Here is a 17,725-nt window from a genome sequence, read left to right as displayed (position 1 = left end):
GGCGGGTTCCGCAAAGTGATGCAAACTCAGCGCCATCATCAGGCCGATCATATTCCACGCCAGGTGAGCAACGAGCTGCCATCACCCCCTCGCCTTGATCGCCGCCTGGGCCGCCGACAGTCTCGCAATCGGCACACGAAACGGCGAGCACGAGACGTAATCCAGCCCGACATCCTCGCAGAAATGGATCGAGGTCGGGTCGCCGCCGTGTTCGCCGCAGATGCCGAGTTTCATGTCAGGCCTCGTCTTGCGGCCGCGTTCGGCGGCGATGCGGATGAGTTCGCCGACGCCGTCGAAATCGAGCGAGACGAAGGGGGGAATGAAGTTTCGGTGGTGGCCGCAAGATGGTACCTGCTGCTACATCCGTTTCGTCCACGAACACATCGTGAATGATCAGCTTCTCACAGAAACTGGATACGCGCTCGAATGGTCCGGCGGATGAACTTAAGCTTTTGAAATGGCCTGGCCATCCACTGAAAATCTGCAACTTAACCGACTGTCGTATTGATGCCCGAGAACAACAATCATATCCGTTTGAAACGCAGCCTTCAGGTCCTTGTGGGTCTGCCACTGAGCATCGCCCGCGATGCCGCAAGCATGAAGGTTTTCCATTTTGGCGAAGTGAAACCGCATCCATCAGGCGCTGGAACGGTCGGTGCCTACGCACTCCATATCCAATGCCCCTGGCGGTTCGTCGATGAGAAGAGGGTCGTTACAGGCACATCTGATCGTTTCGCCGATCCGGCGGACGAAACGGAGGTGGATGACGACCCTCGTACCGGAAACCTCCAGCTCATCAAAATAGAGTCCCTGCTGAAAGGCTATGATGCGGAGACAAGATCCTTCGTCAATGCCACCGAGCAACTCGTCGTCATCTCGGTTAGCACCGACAGATTTGGCGGAGCGGATTTGTTGCTGACAGGTGGTTATCGCCTGCAGATTTTCCCGGACGGCTCATTTTATGAGGCTTGGCGCTTTATCGAGACACAAGGGCGTCATATCGTTATCGAAGGCGCCCAAGTGACGTTTAGAGAGTAGCTATCGGCGCAGGAACTCCGTTTCACCACAACCAGTTTGAAGACCGCCCTCACCCCACCACATCCGCTGTCAGTGAAAGCCCGAGCGCCTTCATCACCGCAAGCGTGGTCTTGAGCGTCGGATTACCCTCGCTGGAGAGCGTGCGATAGAGCTGCTCCCGCGAAAGCCCCGCTTCCCGCGCAATGCCGGCCATGCCTTTTGCGCGGGCGACCACGCCGAGCGCATGGGCGATATAGGCGGCGTCGTCGGTCTTCAGGGCCTCGTTGACGAAGACGGTGATGGCCTCGGGGGTATCAAGGTCTTCCGCCGGATCATAGTCGGTCAGGATTTCAGTCATCTGCCTCTCTCCAGAACCGGGCCAGACGTTTTGCGGTCTCTATGCCTCTGACCTGGCTTCCTTTGTCTCCGCCGCAGAGGAGGGCTCGCAAGAATTTTGGCATGCCAGCTCATATATGCCGGACGACCCTAGCTGTTTTCGTATGCGCGGTTAAGCTGGTCCAATTGTAACTCGGATTGCAAGCATCCAGAGGGCAAAGAAATGCGCACCACGGCCTTGTTCGTACTAGCAGGAATTTCGGCCTTCTCGCTTTGGCGTCTTGGGGATGTCGAACGCGAACGGTACGCGCTCATCCTTGGTATGTGCCGCGACCAGAGTATTCTTGGTCTCGATGCGAATTGCCTGGAAACCGTCGAACCGCGCAAGAGCCGCCTCTGGGACATCTATTACGGCTTACTCGAATAGATTACATCGGATGCCTCAGAGGGCAACGAGTTTGTAGAATTGGTAGAACACCTTCCTCACCCCCGCGCCTTGATCGCCGCCTGGGCCGCAGACAGCCGCGCAATCGGCACGCGGAACGGCGAGCACGAGACGTAATCCAGCCCGACATCCTCGCAGAAATGGATCGAGGTCGGGTCGCCGCCGTGTTCGCCGCAGATGCCGAGTTTCATGTCAGGCCTCGTCTTGCGGCCGCGTTCGGCGGCGATGCGGATGAGTTCGCCGACGCCGTCGAAATCGAGCGAGACGAAGGGGTCGTGGATGATGATGCCCTTCTTCTGATAGGTCGGGATGAAGCGGGCAGCATCGTCGCGGGACATGCCGAAGGTCGTCTGGGTCAGGTCATTGGTGCCGAAGGAGAAGAATTCGGCGGCTTCCGCGATGATATGGGCGCGGATGGCGGCGCGCGGCAGCTCGATCATCGTGCCGACGAGATAGGAAATCGATAGCTCCGCTTCGGCCATGACCTCTGTCGCGACACGGTCGATGACGGCTTTCACGTAGTCGAGCTCGGAGCGAAGGCCGACCAGTGGCACCATGATTTCCGGCACGACAGGCGCGCCGGTTTCGCGGGCGGCGCTTACTGCGGCCTCGAAGATGGCGCGGGCCTGCATTTCGGCGATCTCAGGATAGGAGATGGCAAGCCGGCAGCCGCGATGTCCGAGCATCGGGTTGAACTCGTGCAACGCATCGATGCGGCGGCGCATGAAGCCGGGTTCAAGCTCCATGGCATTGGCCACTTCTTCGATCTCGTCGTCGCTCTTCGGCAGGAATTCATGCAGCGGCGGGTCGAGCATGCGGATGGTGACAGGCAACCCGTGCATGATGGTGAAGAGCTCGGTGAAATCAGAGCGCTGCATGGGCAGGAGCTTGTCGAGCGCTGCGCGGCGACCGGCCTCGTCTTCGGCGAGGATCATCTCGCGCATGACATGGATGCGGTCGCCCTCGAAGAACATGTGCTCGGTGCGGCAAAGGCCTATGCCTTCGGCGCCAAAGGAGCGTGCGGCGCGGGCATCGCCCGGCGTGTCGGCATTGGTGCGCACCGTCATGCGGCGCGTGGCGTCGGCCCACTCCATCAGCTGAGCAAAGTCGCCGGAGAGTTCCGGCTGCAACATGGGCACTTCGCCCTTCAGCACCTGGCCGGAGGAGCCGTCAATCGTGACGATATCGCCCTTGGTGAGCGTGACGCCCATGCCGACCAGTCTTTCATTGCGCAGGTCGACGCGCATGCTGCCGGCACCGGCCACGCAGGGAATACCCATGCCGCGGGCCACGACCGCCGCATGGCTGGTCATGCCGCCACGGGTTGTCAGGATGCCTTCGGCGGCATGCATCCCGTGAATGTCTTCGGGGCTTGTTTCGACGCGCACCAGAATGACCTTGCGGCCCTCGCCTGCAGCATCGACCGCCTCTTCCGCCGTGAACACAATCGCGCCGGTTGCCGCGCCCGGTGAGGCGGGCAGACCGGAGCCGATGACGTGGCGGGCGACGCGCGGGTCGATGGTCGGATGCAGCAGCTGGTCGAGCGAGGACGGCTCGATGCGCATGACGGCCTCTTCCTCGGTAATCACACCTTCAGCGACCATATCGACGGCAATGCGCATCGCGGCCTTGGTGGTGCGCTTGCCGGAGCGAGCCTGCAGCATCCACAGTTTGCCGCGCTCGATGGTGAATTCCAGATCCTGCATGTCGCGGTAATGGGCTTCGAGCCGCGTGCAGATCGCGCCGAATTCGGCAAAGGCTTCCGGCATCAGCTTTTCGAGCGATGGCTTTTCCGAACCGCTGTCGATGCGGGCGGCCTCGGTGATCGATTGCGGTGTGCGGATGCCGGCAACGACATCTTCGCCTTGCGCATTGACGAGGAACTCGCCGTACAGCTCCTTGGCTCCTGTCGAGGGATTGCGGGTGAAGGCGACGCCAGTGGCAGAGGTGGAGCCGAGATTGCCGAAGACCATGGCCTGCACGGTGACGGATGTGCCCCATTCCTCCGGAATGTTGTGCAGCATGCGATAGGTCTTCGCACGCGGGTTCATCCACGAGGAAAACACCGCGCCGACCGCGCCCCAGAGCTGTACATGCGGATCCTGCGGAAAGGGCTCGCCCAGTTCCTGCTCCAGCATGTCCTTGTAGAGCGAAACGATATGTTGCCATTCGACCGCAGAAAGCTCGGTATCGAGTTCATGGCCGAGACGGGCCTTCTCGTCTTCGAGGATTTCCTCAAAGACCTCATGGTCAAGGCCCATGACGACGTCGGCATACATCTGGATGAATCGACGATAGCTGTCCCAGGCGAAGCGCGCATCGCCGGAGTGATGGCCAAGCGCTTCCACCGTGTGGTCGTTCAAGCCAAGGTTCAGCACCGTATCCATCATGCCTGGCATGGAGGTGCGGGCACCGGAGCGGACGGAGAGCAAAAGCGGATGGCTGGTATCGCCGAAACCGCGACCGGTCGTGGCCTCGATGCCGGCAATGCCGGTGAGGACCTGCGTCTTCAGGTCATCGGCAAGCGTCTTGCCGTTCTTGTAGAAAAGGGTGCAGGCATCCGAGACGATGGTCAGACCGGGCGGCACGGGCAAACCCAGGCTCGCCATCTCGGCCAGATTGGCGCCCTTCCCTCCCAGCTGATCGATTTCGGCCCTACTCCCCTCGGCCGCTCCTCCGCCGAAGGTGTAAACCCACTTCCGCATTGCCCTCTCCACCCAAACAGGCTTTATTTTCCATCGTTTACAGCAATTGTGACGGATTGGAAATGCTGCCCTGTCAAGTTTATGTTGCATTGCATCATAATTGCGGCAATCCGCAGGAGATTGTCTCACGGCGATGTGAAACGGCGTGGACAGACGTGAGCAGCGGCGCGACGGACGGCGGTGTATGCCGACCTATCGGGGACACGCGATATTGGACGGGGATACAGGAATGTCGATGACATGGACGCGGCGTCAGCTCTTGCGGCTGGCGGGAACGGCAACGCTTTCCGGCGCGATGGCCGGAGCGCTCAGGGCAGAAGGCGCGGAAGGCCCAGGCGAAATCCAGACGGCGCTTCGGGACGGCCCGGCCAAACTGCCGCTTGCCCTGACGCGGCCGATCCATGTCGACGCCGTCTGTCTGCGGGTCCGCGACCTCAGACGGATGACCGATTATTACAAGAGCGTGCTCGGCCTCGACATCCTGACCAACGGCACGGATCTCGTCACGCTCGGCGCCGGTGGCGTTCCGCTTCTTCATCTCGCGTCCCGGCCCGATGCGGAGCCTCAAAACGGCAATCAGGCCGGGCTTTATCACACGGCCTTTCTGATGCCGGATCGGGCGCATCTCGCGCGCTGGCTGGTGCATGTGGCACGCGCCCAGGTGCCGCTGACCGGCTTTGCCGATCATTCCGTCTCGGAAGCCGTCTATCTCGATGATCCCGAGGGCAACGGCATCGAGGTTTACTGCGACCGCCCCGAAGATCGCTGGCTCTGGGCCGGCAATCAGGTGTCCATGGGCACAAAAGAACTCGACATCGACGACATCTTCACCAAGACAAAAACGGCGACCGACCGGGATCTCTATAAAGGGGCGCCCGAAACCTTGAGGATCGGCCATATTCACCTGAAGGTCGGCGCCCTTTCGCGCGCACGCGACTTCTATGCGACCGGGCTTGGGCTCGATGTGGTGGCGGGCAGCGACCAGCGCGGCGCGACCTTCCTCTCCTCTGGCCGCTATCACCACCATATCGGCGCCAATATCTGGCAGAGTGAGAATGCGGGGCCGCGCCAGGACACGATGACCGGGCTCGACTGGTTTTCACTGAAGGCGGAGAACGAGGCGATCCTTGCCGCATGCAAGGCGGAACTTGAAACCCGCGGCTATGCCGTCAGCGCGATCGATGGCGGGTTCGAGGCGAAGGATCCCTGGGGCACGCGGGTGCGGCTGATCAAAGCCTGAGCGGCGCAGTTCGGCTCGCAATTGTTACAGTCGATCACGTCTTGCAATGAACGGTCACGCAAAATGACCAGGAAATGCAACAGAGGACGGTGCCATGTCGATCAGGGTTTGCTAGTGGGCATGTGCAGATATTAAAAAACTGGAATCAATTGGCACATGAAGTCCCCCGTTTCCCTGACGCAGATCTCCGAGAATACCCTGTATCGCAAGGGTGATGTCTTTGTCCTGTTCGGCGAATTGTTCGGTCGCGGCTATGTGACCGGCCTGCTCGACCAGGCCAAGAAGGCCGGCATGGAGATCATCGGCATCACCGTTGGCCGCCGTGACGAGAACAACAAGCTGCGTCCGCTGACGGCAGATGAACTGGCCCAGGCGGAAGCCAATCTCGGCGGGAAAATCATCAATGTGCCCGCCATGGCCGGTTTCGACCTCGATGCGCCGGAAGGCGAACCGACGCCGACCGATCTCCTTTCCTCGCTGACGCTGGAAAACTGGGAAACCGAAAAACTCGACTGGGCGCATATCGAAAAGTGCCGCCAGGTTGGCGTTGAGCGTTTCCAGAATGCCGTTGCCAAGATCATGACCGAGCTCGAAGGCATGATTGCCGACGGCAAGAACGTGCACTTTGCCCACACCATGGCCGGTGGCATTCCGAAGGCCAAGGTCTTCCTCGTCATCGCCAACCGCATCTACAAGGGCCGTGGCGCGCGCCACATGTCTTCGCAGGTGCTGCTGGAAAGCGATCTCGGCAAACTGATCCTGCAGAACTTCGACGAAGTCTCGGCCAACACCTTCCGCCACCTGATCGAGGGCAGCGCTGCGATCCGCGAGCGCATTGAAAAGAGCGGTGGCCAGGTGCGTTACTCGGCCTATGGCTATCACGGCACCGGCATTCTGATCGGCGACGAATATCGCTGGCAGACCTATACGAACTATACGCAGGGCTATGCGAAGATCCGGCTCGAGGCGATTGCCGAAGAGGCCTTTGCATCGGGCATCAAGGCGACCGTGTTCAACTGCCCGGAAATCCGCACCAATTCGTCGGATGTCTTTGCCGGTATCGAGCTTCCGCTCCTGCCGCTCCTGAAGGCACTCAAAAAGGAACATGGCGGCGCACGGGCCGAGAAGATCTGGGCTGACTGCGAAGCGCTTCTGGTCGAGGGCGCGACGATCGACGACGTGCTTCAGAAGATCGCCGACTTCCAGGCCAGCGACGTGATGATCCCGTTCTACGACTTCAACAACTGGCCGATGCCGAACAGCCAGGGCCAGTCCGACATCACCATCGGCACCTCGGCCGAAATCGCCCAGATGCACAAGGACAGCAAGGCGCTGATCTCGGACTATCTGAGCGTGCTGGTGGTCGAGGCAACCGGCGCACTGATCTTCGGTGAGGTCGCAAATCCGTCTGCACCTGTTCTCTGGCTCAACCACGACATGGTTGCACGGCAGATCAATTCGGCCGACTGAGCGAATAGCGAATAGGCCGTCGCAATAGAAGGATGCCGGGAGCTTGCTTCCGGCGTTTTTCGTTTGAATGGATCGGCATCCTCGGGCCTGTCCCGAGGATGATGGCGCATAGGGGCACGGCCCCTGCCCGCCAGAAGTCTCGGCGCGCAGCACCAATCAAAAGGCCTTTTCCGGGGGCGAACCGATTGACGGCGTCGATGGCTGGACTTGCCGGACTGATGCTGGCAGGTCGGTATCTGGTTGTCTGACAAATCGAGTCGTCCCGATGCATATCCCCCCGCAGTTTCGCGTCTACATCGCCTTCTTCCTGTTCGCCATGTCGACGGGATCCTTGTTTTCGCGGCTGCCCGACTTGCAGGCGCATCTCTCCGTCAACAAGGCGGAGCTGGGGCTGACGCTGATCGGCATGGCGATCGGGTCGCTGATTTCGCTGACCTTCTCCTCGCCGCTGATCGTGAAGCTCGGCACGCGGGCGACGCTTGCCATCTCGCTGCTCGGCGTCATGGCGCTTCTGGCGACCATTCCGCTCCTGCCGAGTGCGCCCATGGTGTTTTGCGTGCTCTTCTCCATCGGCCTTCTCGCCGGGGCGCTGGAAATCTGTCTCAATGTCGAGATTGGGCGCATCGAGGCGGAGGTCGGCTTTGGCATCATGAACCGGGCGCATGGCTGCTGGAGCCTCGGCTTCTTCGTCACTGCCATTACCGCTTCGCTGGTTCGACAGGCCGGCATCGGCATGCAGATGCATATGCATCTGCTGCTCGGCATGATGTTCGTCATTGGCGCGATCACCATTGCCGGCATGAAGAATGCGCCGCATGTGGTGAGTGCGACCACGCATGAGAAGCAGCCGCATTTCGCCCTGCCGACACTGGCGCTGCTGCCGCTCTGCATCATCGGCACCTCGGCCTTCCTGATCGAGGGAGCCGGTATCGACTGGTCGACGATCTACATGGAAGAGGTGTTCGACGTTTCGCCCTTCATCTCGGGGTCCGGCCTGACGCTGTTTGCCTTCTTCATGGCGCTGGCGCGCCTCACCATCGATCCGGTGGTCGACCGGCATGGCGCAAGACTGGTCGGTCGCGTGCTGCTCTCGGTCGCCGCCTTCGGCATCGCGTTGGCCTGGCTTGCCCCGCATCCCTATGCCGCGCTGCTGAGCTTCGCACTCATGGGCGCCGGCTGCAGCGCGGTCTATCCGATGGCGGTTTCGGCTGCAGCCCTGCGCACGGATCGCCCGGCGGTCATCAATGTCGCGGCAATCGCCCAGATGGCCTTTGTCGTCTTCTTCCTCGGGCCACCACTGCTCGGCTTCGTTGCGGAAGCCTTCGGCATCCGCAATGCCTATCTCGTCTGCCTGCCACTGATCCTCGGCTCGATTTTCGCCAGTGCCGCACTGCCTGCAGGCCCCGCGCGGCGGGAGGCGGCGGCTGAGTGACGGCGGCTATGGCCGGGCGATAAAGGCCAGTTCCTGTGGCGTCGGGTCGCCGAAGATCTTGATGCCAAGCTTGTCGTCAGAAATGTAGAGAAGCACCCGCTTGCCATCCGCAGAGAACAGTGCACGAAGCCAGCTTGCTTCGCATCGGCGCGCCTCGCAGGCGCGAAACAGCTGCATCGGCGCATCCTTCACCCGCACCTCCTGCGAAGCCAGCGCCACATAGCGCGGCTGGCGCACCAGGGATCGGACCCAAAAAGGCAGACCGGGCTGCCCCTTGATCAACACCGTCAGGCTATCGCGATGGGTTTGAGAAGCGGCCAGAACCTGCGGCAGGTAGTTGCCGGAAAGCGAGGTAGAGGTCGGCTGGGCTGCAAGGGGGCCAGCGAACAATACGCCAGCGATCAGGATTGCCCGGCACGGCCTCACACCAGATCCCTCTCGCGCAGGGCCTCCGCTGTCTGCAGATCCACCGAGACGAGCTGTGAGACCCCTTGTTCGGCCATGGTGACGCCGAAGAGGCGGTTCATGCGGGCCATGGTGATGGGGTTATGGGTGATGATGACGAAGCGGGTCTCGGTCGAGGCGGCCATTTCGTCCATCAGGTTGCAGTAGCGCTCGACATTGTGGTCGTCGAGCGGTGCGTCCACTTCGTCCAGCACGCAGATCGGGGCCGGGTTCGTCAGGAAGACGGCGAAGATCAGCGCCATGGCGGTCAGCGCCTGTTCGCCGCCTGACAGGAGCGTCATGGTCTGCGGCTTCTTGCCCGGTGGGCGGGCGAGGATTTCGAGGCCGGCTTCGAGCGGGTCGTCGCTTTCGATCAGCTGCAGTTCGGCCGTGCCACCATTGAACAGGTGGGTGAAGAGGCGCTGGAACTGAGCGTTGACCACATCGAAGGCGGCGAGAAGGCGTTCACGGCCTTCGCGGTTGAGGCTCTGGATCGCACCGCGCAGCTTGCGGATCGCATCAATGATGTCGTCGCGCTCCTTGACCAGGGCTGCGAGCTTGTCCGCCAATTCCTTCTGCTCTTCTTCGGCCCGCAGGTTGACGGCGCCGAGGCGTTCCCGCTCGATCTTCAAGCGGTCAAGATCGCGCTCAACCTCGCGCAGATCGCGGATTTCAGAAGGGTCCTTGAGGCCTGTCAGGCGGAAAGCCTCGTGCGGCGGCACGTTCAGCGTTTCCGCGATACGGGTCTCGGCCTCAACACGCCATTCGCGGGCAGAGACAAGGCGCTCTTCGGCGCGGCCCCGCTTTTCGCGGGCTTCGGCAAGGGTGGCGAGCGCGGCTGCCGCCTTCTGGTCGGCCTCGCGCTGGCGGCTTTCCGCCTCGACCAGCCTGTCTCCCGCCTCGCGGCGGTCCTTGTCGGCCTTGTCCAGCGCGCTCAAGAGTGCGCGGCGCTTGTCCTCGAATTCATCCGGCGCCATTTCGAGATCGGTGATCTCCTCGCGGGCCTCGGCCTCGCGCTCGCGCAGCGTCGCGATATGGTCTTCCGCAGACTTGGCGCGGTTCTGCCAGTTCTGCTTTTCCTGGCGGATCGACAGGATGCGGCGGCGACGCATCTCGTCTTCGCGGGCAAGGCCCTCAAAGCGGGCACGGGCTTCGGCAAGAAGGCCGCGATCACGGGCGACAATCGCCTCGGCGTCACGCAGCTTGACGTCGAGGGCCGATAGATCCGGCGTCTCTTCCATCTCGATGCGCGCGGTCTCTTCCTGCTCGACGATCTCTTCGATCTGGCCCTTCAGGCCGTTCACCGCCTCCTCGATCACCTCGCGGCGGCGGATCAGATCGCCAGAGGCCCGTTCGGCCTGGGTCAGCGCTTCGCGGGCTTCGGCGAGTGCGCGGACCGTCAGGCGGCTGCGGTCGCGGGCATCCGTCAGGCGGGCCTCTTCAGCGCGAATGGCCTCTGCAGCTTCAGCGAGGCGATCTTCGGCCTCGACCATCTGGTCGCGGGCTTCTTCGGTTTCCAGCTCGATTTCGGCAAGACGGTTCTTCTGGGCAAGCCGTAAAGCCGCCGCACTCGGGGCATCGGCACCGGTGACATGACCATCCCAGCGATAGACGGCACCGTCACGGGTGACGAGGCGCTGGCCGGGGGCGAGTTTTGCCATCAGGGCGAGTGCGTCCGCCTCTTCGACCACGCCGATCTGGCGCAGCGACCTTGAAAGCACGGCCGGCGCGCGGACATGGGCAATCAGTGGCTTTGCGCCGTCGGGAAGGGCCGGATCCCCTGCCCCATCGCCATTCCCATGCCAATGGGCGGGAGCATCGAGGTCAAGCGCGCTATCGAGGTCGTCGCCAAGGGCGGCCCCCAGCGCCGTCTCATAGCCACGGTCGACGGAGAGTTCGTCGGCAACCGGTGGGAAATCACCTGTTGTGGTCGATGCCAGAATGCGGGCAATGGTGCGGGCTTCGGTCTCCAGACCATTGACACGGGCACGGGCCGCTTCCAGCGGCTGGCGCAGATGGCCCTCGGTGCGACGCGCTTCTGTGAGTGCGGCTTCCGCCTCCATCGCCACCGTTTCGGCGTCTTGCACAGCCTGCTCGGCAATCTCGACCATTTCGCGCTTTTCCTCCGGGTCGGGGAGGCTCGCAATGCGGTCGGAAATCTCGGAGAGCTCGCGGGAGGCGTCCGACACCTGGCGCTCCAGCCGGGCGCGGCGCTCGGTCATATCGCGGATGGCGCGTTCCAGCTGGTTGCGGCCGGCGGCGGCCTCGGCGCGCTCGGCGGTGAGCCGGGTGAAGTCGCGTTCGCTGTCGGCAAGCGTTGCCGCAGCGGCGTCAAAGCTATCCTTCGCCTCTTCGGCAAAGCGTCCGGCATCGGCAAGGATTTCCTCAAGTTCCGACTCTTCCTCCGAAAGCCGCCCGATGACCTCGGCATTCTCGGAGACGAGGCGCTCCTCGCGGCGGATATCCTCATCGAGCTGGGCAAGCCGGCGGGTGAGTTCGTCACGGCGGCGCATGAGCCGCGAGGCCTCTTCGTCCAGCTGGGTGCGGGCGATCTGCAGGCGCTGCAGAGCGGCGGCGGCCTTTGCCTCCTCCTCACGCAGTTCCGGCAGCTTGAGGCTGGCAATCGCCTGGAGCTTGGCCGCTTCCATCTGGAAGTTGGCCTTTTCAGCCACGATCGACATGGCCTGATTGAGCGCGCTTTCCGCCTCGCCCTCGGCCTGTTTTGCCTGAGCCCAGCGAATGTGGAGAAGCATCGCATCATGCGCGCGGATATCGGCGGACAATTGCTTGAAACGGTTGGCCTGTCGGGCCTGGCGCTTGAGGCTCTCGATCTGCGTTTCAAGCTGGGCGGTGATGTCTTCGAGGCGCTCAAGATTGGTCTCAGCGGCGCGCAGCCGCAGTTCGGCTTCGTGACGGCGCGAATGCAGGCCGGAAATGCCGGCGGCTTCTTCCAGCAATTGCCGGCGTGCCTGCGGCTTGGCCGCGATCAGCTCGCCGATGCGGCCCTGGCCGACCATGGAGGGCGAGCGGGCGCCGGTGGAGGCATCGGCAAAGAGAAGCTGCACATCCTTGGCGCGGGCTTCCTTGCCATTGATGCGGTAAACCGAGCCATTGCCGCGCTCGATTCGGCGGGTCACCTGGATCTCGTCGGCATCATTGAAAGCGGCGGGGGCCGTGCGGTCGGAATTGTCGAGATAGAGACCAACTTCGGCGGTGTTGCGGGCCGGGCGATTGCCGGAGCCGGAGAAAATCACGTCGTCCATGCCGGACGCGCGCATGTTCTTGTAGGAATTCTCGCCCATGACCCAGCGCAGGGCCTCGACGAGGTTCGACTTGCCGCAGCCATTTGGCCCGACAATGCCGGTCAGGCCGCGCTCGATGACAAATTCGGACGATTCGACGAAGGACTTGAAGCCGACGAGGCGTAGACGGTTGAACTTCATCGACCCCTCTCCTTCGCGGAGAGGGTGGAAACGGGCGCGCAGAGATCACCGGCGCCCGTCATCATGACGGAACGTCGATCAGAGCAGGCTGTCGATGAGGGCCGACATGGAGTCAACCGACATGTCTCCCGAATAGGCCTTGCCATTGATCAGGAAGGACGGCGTGGACTGGATGCCGAACTCCTGTGCGCCGCGATCGCGGATCGCCGACACATCAGCCGCAAGCTTCGCGTTCGTCAAGCACGCATCGAAGCTCTCCTGTGTAAAACCACCGAGCTTGGACAGCTGGAGCATTGCACCGCGCACATCACCATCGGCCGGGGCTGCCCAGCTGCGCTGCTGCTTGAGGAACATCGACACGAAGGGGAAGAACTTGTCTTCGGTCGTGCAGCGCGCCAGCATGAAGGCGGCAAGCGAGGCCGTGTCCTGTGGGAAGGGGAATTCGCGCAGCACGAAATAGACCTTGCCGGTGTCGACATATTTGGTCTTGATCGTGTCGAAGGTCTTTTCGTGGAAGTTGGCGCAGTGCGGGCAGGTCATCGACATGTATTCGATGATCTTGACCGGCGCATTGGGATCACCGAGCGCCATTTCCTTCAGCGCGCCGGGCTTCAGCGCCTCTTCCATGTCAACATCGCGGTCGGATGTCGGAAGGTCCACGGCAAATGCCGTTGACCCAGTGGATGCGGCGAGAGTGACGCCGACGGCTGTGGCGGCGATGCCGCCCAGAAGGCGGCGCTTGGTGATCGAGAGTTCGGAAAGGGACATCTGTGTCTTACCTGCTGGGAGATGAAAGGCGTATTTCTCGTTATAACGCGAAGTCGCGGCAAACAAGGCAGCCCCACCTTAGAAAAATCAAAGTTGCGTGACATAGCTCGGTCCTGAATTTGTCCGACCTGGAGTCGCACCCTGCCCTCGGCCACCGACAAATGGACGGCCAGCGGTCCTTTTCGGCACTGATCTACACTTACTTTCGAAATTGATTGAACAGAGACTGTTCAATTAACCAGACACACGGGAAAACCTTACGTAACGGAAGTTGACAGGATTGCGTTACCGCCTGCTCACGATTAAGTTACGCTTCGCTGAGGTAGAGTGGGGCACGAACAAGATCCCAGACTTGGTCGTTAACCCGTGAAAACTCGGTGTTTAACAGAGCTTTAACTTGCACTAGAAACAATTTACGACTTCGTAACCGAGTATACCTTCATGGCGTCGCCCCTCCCCGCCGTCTCCCGTTTTTCCGTTACGGCAGCCGTTAATATTCTGGCAGTCCTCACCACCGTCGTTGGTTCGCCGGCGCTTGCGCAGTCGTCGGAAAACGTGGCTCCGCGGACTGGCGAGCTGTCGGCAGACGCCATCCAGGCGGAGCGAGATCGACTGTTCCAGCTGATGATGGAACGGCCCGACGATCTCGACGTCGCCTTCCAGTATGCAGCCCTCTCATCGCGCGCCGGGGATCTCGAAGGCGCCATCTCGACGCTGGAACGGATGCTGATTTACGCGCCTGGCCTGCCCCGTCTGCAGCTTGAACTCGGCGTTCTCTATTTCCGACTCGGCGCTTACGAGACTGCCCGACAATACTTCGATGCCACGCTTGCCGGACCGGATGTGCCAGCGGAAGTGCAGACGCGCGTGGCGCAATATATTGCCGCGATCGATCGCCAGGGATCGTCGGCCTCAGACTTTGCCGGATCAGTTCGCACGGGGTTGCGCTACCAGAGCAATGCCAATGCCGGCCCGACAAACTCGACCGTTACCCTGAACGGACTTCCCTATCTGGTCGACGACCTGACCGTCGCCGGCGAAGACGTCAACGCCTATGCCAATGGATCGGTGCGCTATCGTCACGATCTCGACGAGCAGGGCATTGCGATCGAAGCGGGAGTTTCGGGTTATGCGGCCGGCTACGACAAACGCGACACGCTGAATACGGCAGCGGCTGAAGTCTATCTGGGGCCGACCTTCGATCTCGCCCGATTCGGGCTCGATGATCGCTCTCTGTCGGTCTTTCTCGTGTCGAGCGGCGTGCTGCTCGAGGGTGATCGCTATCTGGGTTCGCTGGGCGCATCAACCACCTTCGACTGGCAGATTTCGCCGATCGATGCCTTCAGCTTCCAGTTCACCTATCGCTACGAAGACTATACCAACACGAAGACACGCCTGACCGCCGAACAGCAGAGCGGCAACCGGTTCGACACGCAGGTTTCCTATTCGCGCTACCTCACCGAGAACCTCAGCGTTACCGGCAGGCTCCTGGCCTCGCGCAAGGAAGCACGTGACGGCTATCTCGCGTCAAGCGATGTCGGGGCGGTGGTCAGCACGGCCCTGCGCTACACGGCGCCGGTCGGCGAAGGGCCAGCCTGGATCCTGGCGCTTGATGCCGGTGTTTCCCGGCGCAATTACGACGACCCCGACATCATGATCAATGCGCAGGAAAGTCAGCAGGATACGGAACTCACGCTCAATCTTCGCCAGATCATGCCGTTCACTGAACGGGTCGCGCTCGTGACTGAGGCGGGGTATCGCAAGGTCTGGTCCAACTACGACATCAAGGCCTTCGACAACATCACGTTGTCGGTGGGCGTGCAATCTGCCTTCTAGGACGCGTGCAGTGAGCGCAGGATCACTGGACAAATTCTGACTGTTTGTATTTTCGCCTTTCTGGACAACCAGACCGCTGAGGCGGCTTTGCCGGAAATGTTGCAGGAGCCGAGACGTGAGCAAGATGATGACGATCAGAACAGCACTCGCCGCGTCGACGGCTCTCTTCTTCGCCTTGTCGGGTCCAAGCTTCGCCGAGGGCGAACGCGCCGGTGTTGCAGCAGCTGTTAACCCCCAGGCGGCTGCTTATGACGGTCAAGGCAAGGGAAAGCTCATTTCGCTCGGTGACCCCGTGATCCGTAATCACCGGATCGAAACGAGTGCCGAGGGACTGGTCCAGATCCTGCTCGCCGACGGTACCGCATTTACGATCGGGCCGAACTCTTCCGTCGTCATCGACAACTTCGTTTACGACCCGAAATCCAAGACGGCATCGCTGACGGCGACCATGACCAAGGGCGCACTGCGCTTCATCGGTGGCAAGGCCTCGAAGAAGGGTGGCAATGTCACGATCAACACGCCGATCGGCACCGCTGGTATTCGCGGCGCGGTCGTCGACATCAATCTCGACGGCAAGGATGCGCAAGGCCGCAGCATGCCGCCGCACATGTCGCTGGTCTATGGCAAAGAGGTTGAGCTGACCGGCCGCGGCCGGCCTCAGCGGCTGTTCAAGTCGGGTTTCTCGATCATTTCGGACGGGACCAATTCAAGGGTCAGCCGGACACCGCTCGATTGGGTGAGCGGCTTGCAGCAGCATCTTGCCGGTCGCCCGGGCTTCGATGGCGGCTCGATCAACCGGCCGAACGACCAGACGGTGGAAAAGAGCCGGCTCGAGCGGAGCAATTCCGGCGTCGCGCCAAGTCAGAACAAGATCCCCGTTCCGCAGCCGAAGCCGGTCAACAAGCCCTCTGACCAGCTGGCGGGTGATTCGACCCGCGACACGCTGCGTCCTGTGCCCGTCACGATCGTGACCCCGGATGCTTCCGGCAACGTCAATCAAGCGGTCGGCCTGATTACAGCGGGCACGAATGGCGGGTCGAAGGGTACCTATGGCACCAGTGGCCGGTTTACCCTGCCGACGCTTGCACCGACCGCAACGCTGAGCGAACACCAGGTTTCTGGTTATGCGCGGGGCGTCGGTCGGGTCTCCGGCACGGCCTATACAGGCACAGGCGATTTCGTCGCATACATGCTGAAAAACGCCAATAACAAGCCATTCTACGTGATTGGCGGCACGCCGGCGAATGCTGTCACAACGCTCGCCAGCGGCGAAATCATGCGCTACAGGCTTGAACCAGACGCACTGGCTTCCCTGACAAATGGCGAGGGAACGACGATCCCCTTCGTCGGTGATGCAAGCGGCTTTACCGACAACACGGTTTCGAGCGATCTCTATGTCATGGGCGTCCAGCCCACGGCGGGGAGCACTGTGATTGGTCGCTCGCTGCAGGCATCGCTCGACATCAGCGGCACCGGCGCCACCCAGACCAGTGCGATCAACGTTTTTGCCGGCACTGTCGGCCTGCTTCAGGGCGGCGGCTATGGCCTGACCGGCGGCATGGCTGGATCTAGCCGCACCGATGCAGCGGACACGGCAAGCCATAATCAGGGCGCGGCCGAGACGATCGGCTCGCAGGTGGGCAAGGACCAGTTCCTCGGCGCCAACGGCGAATATCTGGTGATCGGTTCGGGCGACTTGCCGGATGTCGTTGCCGGTGGGGTCGAGCAACCTCTCAGCGGTTATGACAATGTCCATGTTGGCTCGCGTACGGATGTGGCAACCGACGATACGCGCAGCTTTGGCAGCAATGACACGACGGGTTTTGCGTCGGGCGTCGGCACCATGGGCAACAGCTCCTCCGTCCTGGTCGGGCGCACCGATCTCAACTTCAACGCTGCCAACGGCAGCCTTTCCGGGACCATCGCTGTCGGCGCTTCGGGAGAATTCCTGGTCGACTTCGATGCCGGCGACGATTCGGCCTATCTCTCCGACCAGTTGATGGCCGCCACGACCCGCGACGGCAGCTACATGGTGTCATCCGACGTGGTGGCAGCGAAGATCTTTGACAACGGCACCGGCGGAAAGACAGCCGAAATCTGCCAGGCGTGCGATTTCATGACCTGGGGCTGGTGGGGCCGCAATAGCTCCGCAACCGCAGACAAGACTGTGCATCTGGGCAACTGGATCGTCGGCAAGCAACCGGCCGGCTCCGAAGTGACCGCAGCGCTGGGCACCGCCACCTATAACGGCAATGCGGTGGGCACCGTCGTCAATGGCGGATCGCAGTATATTGCGACCGGCTCGATGGAAGCGACGATGAATTTCTTAGACCGCGAGGGCCGCGTCACCATTTCGGATTTCGATGGTAAAACCCTCGCCACTGGCGTCGACTTTGGCTCCAACACGGCGACATTCAGCGGAACGGAAACAGTTGCCGGTGTGACCACAACAGTTGACGGCGCCTTCGCGTCCAACGGCGTTGATCCGGTCAAGGGTGTGATGGGCAATTTCACCGCTGTCGATGGCACATGGTCGGCAGGCGGCATCTTTGCCGGAAGCCGCAACAGCCAATGACGATCGGGCTTCGG

At 61.7% G+C, this 17,725-nt stretch carries 12 protein-coding genes and 1 pseudogene; 7 read left to right on the top strand and 6 right to left on the bottom strand.

Going from position 1 to position 17,725, the window contains the following annotated elements; all coding sequences use genetic code 11:
- Positions 1-81 precede the first annotated feature (81 nt).
- Positions 82-315 (bottom strand): annotated as a pseudogene (locus ACSV9I_RS06945) (putative PEP-binding protein); the annotation flags it as partial.
- Between the two features lie 192 nt (positions 316-507).
- Here ACSV9I_RS06945 and ACSV9I_RS06940 point away from each other — a divergent pair.
- Positions 508-1,038, top strand: a complete 531-nt coding sequence (locus ACSV9I_RS06940) for a hypothetical protein (RefSeq protein ID WP_438328054.1) — start codon at positions 508-510, stop codon at positions 1,036-1,038.
- Positions 1,039-1,087: 49 nt separating this feature from the next.
- Here ACSV9I_RS06940 and ACSV9I_RS06935 read toward each other — a convergent pair whose 3' ends face one another.
- Positions 1,088-1,375 carry an addiction module antidote protein gene (locus tag ACSV9I_RS06935; protein ID WP_438328053.1) on the bottom strand — a complete coding sequence of 96 codons (288 nt, stop codon included), beginning with the start codon at positions 1,373-1,375 and terminating at the stop codon, positions 1,088-1,090.
- 201 nt (positions 1,376-1,576) lie between these two features.
- On the opposite strand from ACSV9I_RS06935, the gene ACSV9I_RS06930 reads away from it, so the two are divergent.
- Positions 1,577-1,780 carry a hypothetical protein gene (locus ACSV9I_RS06930; RefSeq protein ID WP_438328051.1) on the top strand — a complete coding sequence of 68 codons (204 nt, stop codon included), beginning with the start codon at positions 1,577-1,579 and terminating at the stop codon, positions 1,778-1,780.
- 56 nt (positions 1,781-1,836) lie between these two features.
- On the opposite strand, the gene ppdK is transcribed toward ACSV9I_RS06930, so the two are convergent.
- The gene (gene ppdK, locus ACSV9I_RS06925) at positions 1,837-4,503 is read right to left on the bottom strand and encodes a pyruvate, phosphate dikinase (RefSeq protein ID WP_438328050.1); all 2,667 of its coding nucleotides are present in this window, start codon (positions 4,501-4,503) and stop codon (positions 1,837-1,839) included.
- 235 nt (positions 4,504-4,738) lie between these two features.
- Here ppdK and ACSV9I_RS06920 point away from each other — a divergent pair, with 235 nt between their 5' ends.
- From ACSV9I_RS06920 to ACSV9I_RS06910, 3 genes are all read left to right on the top strand, one after another.
- Positions 4,739-5,743 (top strand): VOC family protein, encoded by a 1,005-nt coding sequence (locus tag ACSV9I_RS06920; RefSeq protein ID WP_438328538.1) that lies wholly within the window; start codon positions 4,739-4,741, stop codon positions 5,741-5,743.
- A 156-nt stretch (positions 5,744-5,899) separates the two neighbouring features.
- Positions 5,900-7,213 carry an enoyl ACP reductase FabMG family protein gene (locus ACSV9I_RS06915; RefSeq protein ID WP_438328049.1) on the top strand — a complete coding sequence of 438 codons (1,314 nt, stop codon included), beginning with the start codon at positions 5,900-5,902 and terminating at the stop codon, positions 7,211-7,213.
- A gap of 265 nt (positions 7,214-7,478) precedes the next feature.
- Positions 7,479-8,645 (top strand): MFS transporter, encoded by a 1,167-nt coding sequence (locus tag ACSV9I_RS06910; protein ID WP_438328048.1) that lies wholly within the window; start codon positions 7,479-7,481, stop codon positions 8,643-8,645.
- A 6-nt stretch (positions 8,646-8,651) separates the two neighbouring features.
- Here the strand turns inward: ACSV9I_RS06910 and ACSV9I_RS06905 are convergent, their stop codons facing one another.
- The 3 genes from ACSV9I_RS06905 to ACSV9I_RS06895 form a co-directional block, all read right to left on the bottom strand.
- Complete coding sequence (locus ACSV9I_RS06905; protein ID WP_438328047.1) at positions 8,652-9,035, bottom strand: Ivy family c-type lysozyme inhibitor; 384 nt, start codon at positions 9,033-9,035, stop codon at positions 8,652-8,654.
- A gap of 32 nt (positions 9,036-9,067) precedes the next feature.
- Positions 9,068-12,532, bottom strand: coding sequence for a chromosome segregation SMC family protein (locus ACSV9I_RS06900; RefSeq protein WP_438328046.1), 3,465 nt, complete (start codon positions 12,530-12,532; stop codon positions 9,068-9,070).
- Positions 12,533-12,610: 78 nt separating this feature from the next.
- Entirely contained in the window at positions 12,611-13,300 is a 690-nt protein-coding gene (locus tag ACSV9I_RS06895; RefSeq protein ID WP_438328045.1) for a DsbA family protein, read from the bottom strand.
- A gap of 441 nt (positions 13,301-13,741) precedes the next feature.
- Between ACSV9I_RS06895 and ACSV9I_RS06890 the strand changes: the two genes are divergently transcribed.
- Positions 13,742-15,136: a tetratricopeptide repeat protein gene (locus ACSV9I_RS06890; protein WP_438328044.1), complete on the top strand. Its 1,395-nt coding sequence runs from the start codon at positions 13,742-13,744 to the stop codon at positions 15,134-15,136.
- Positions 15,137-15,260: 124 nt separating this feature from the next.
- Positions 15,261-17,711, top strand: coding sequence for a FecR domain-containing protein (locus ACSV9I_RS06885; RefSeq protein WP_438328536.1), 2,451 nt, complete (start codon positions 15,261-15,263; stop codon positions 17,709-17,711).
- The last annotated feature ends 14 nt before the right edge of the window (positions 17,712-17,725 follow it).

It is taken from the genome of Rhizobium sp. G187, from assembly GCF_051549525.1.
GTDB lineage: Bacteria > Pseudomonadota > Alphaproteobacteria > Rhizobiales > Rhizobiaceae > Allorhizobium.
The sequence above is the reverse complement of the archived record's forward strand: the minus strand, read 5'-3'. Positions and strand labels throughout refer to the sequence as shown.

What these genes read in the sequence shown, in the direction of transcription:
- ACSV9I_RS06940 (WP_438328054.1), top strand. Translation starts at nt 508, where the DNA reads ATGCCCGAGAACAACAATCATATCCGTTTGAAACGCAGCCTTCAGGTC.
- ACSV9I_RS06935 (WP_438328053.1), bottom strand. Translation starts at nt 1,375, where the DNA reads ATGACTGAAATCCTGACCGACTATGATCCGGCGGAAGACCTTGATACC.
- ACSV9I_RS06930 (WP_438328051.1), top strand. Translation starts at nt 1,577, where the DNA reads ATGCGCACCACGGCCTTGTTCGTACTAGCAGGAATTTCGGCCTTCTCG.
- ppdK (WP_438328050.1), bottom strand. Translation starts at nt 4,503, where the DNA reads ATGCGGAAGTGGGTTTACACCTTCGGCGGAGGAGCGGCCGAGGGGAGT.
- ACSV9I_RS06920 (WP_438328538.1), top strand. Translation starts at nt 4,739, where the DNA reads ATGACATGGACGCGGCGTCAGCTCTTGCGGCTGGCGGGAACGGCAACG.
- ACSV9I_RS06915 (WP_438328049.1), top strand. Translation starts at nt 5,900, where the DNA reads ATGAAGTCCCCCGTTTCCCTGACGCAGATCTCCGAGAATACCCTGTAT.
- ACSV9I_RS06910 (WP_438328048.1), top strand. Translation starts at nt 7,479, where the DNA reads ATGCATATCCCCCCGCAGTTTCGCGTCTACATCGCCTTCTTCCTGTTC.
- ACSV9I_RS06900 (WP_438328046.1), bottom strand. Translation starts at nt 12,532, where the DNA reads ATGAAGTTCAACCGTCTACGCCTCGTCGGCTTCAAGTCCTTCGTCGAA.
- ACSV9I_RS06895 (WP_438328045.1), bottom strand. Translation starts at nt 13,300, where the DNA reads ATGTCCCTTTCCGAACTCTCGATCACCAAGCGCCGCCTTCTGGGCGGC.
- ACSV9I_RS06890 (WP_438328044.1), top strand. Translation starts at nt 13,742, where the DNA reads ATGGCGTCGCCCCTCCCCGCCGTCTCCCGTTTTTCCGTTACGGCAGCC.
- ACSV9I_RS06885 (WP_438328536.1), top strand. Translation starts at nt 15,261, where the DNA reads ATGATGACGATCAGAACAGCACTCGCCGCGTCGACGGCTCTCTTCTTC.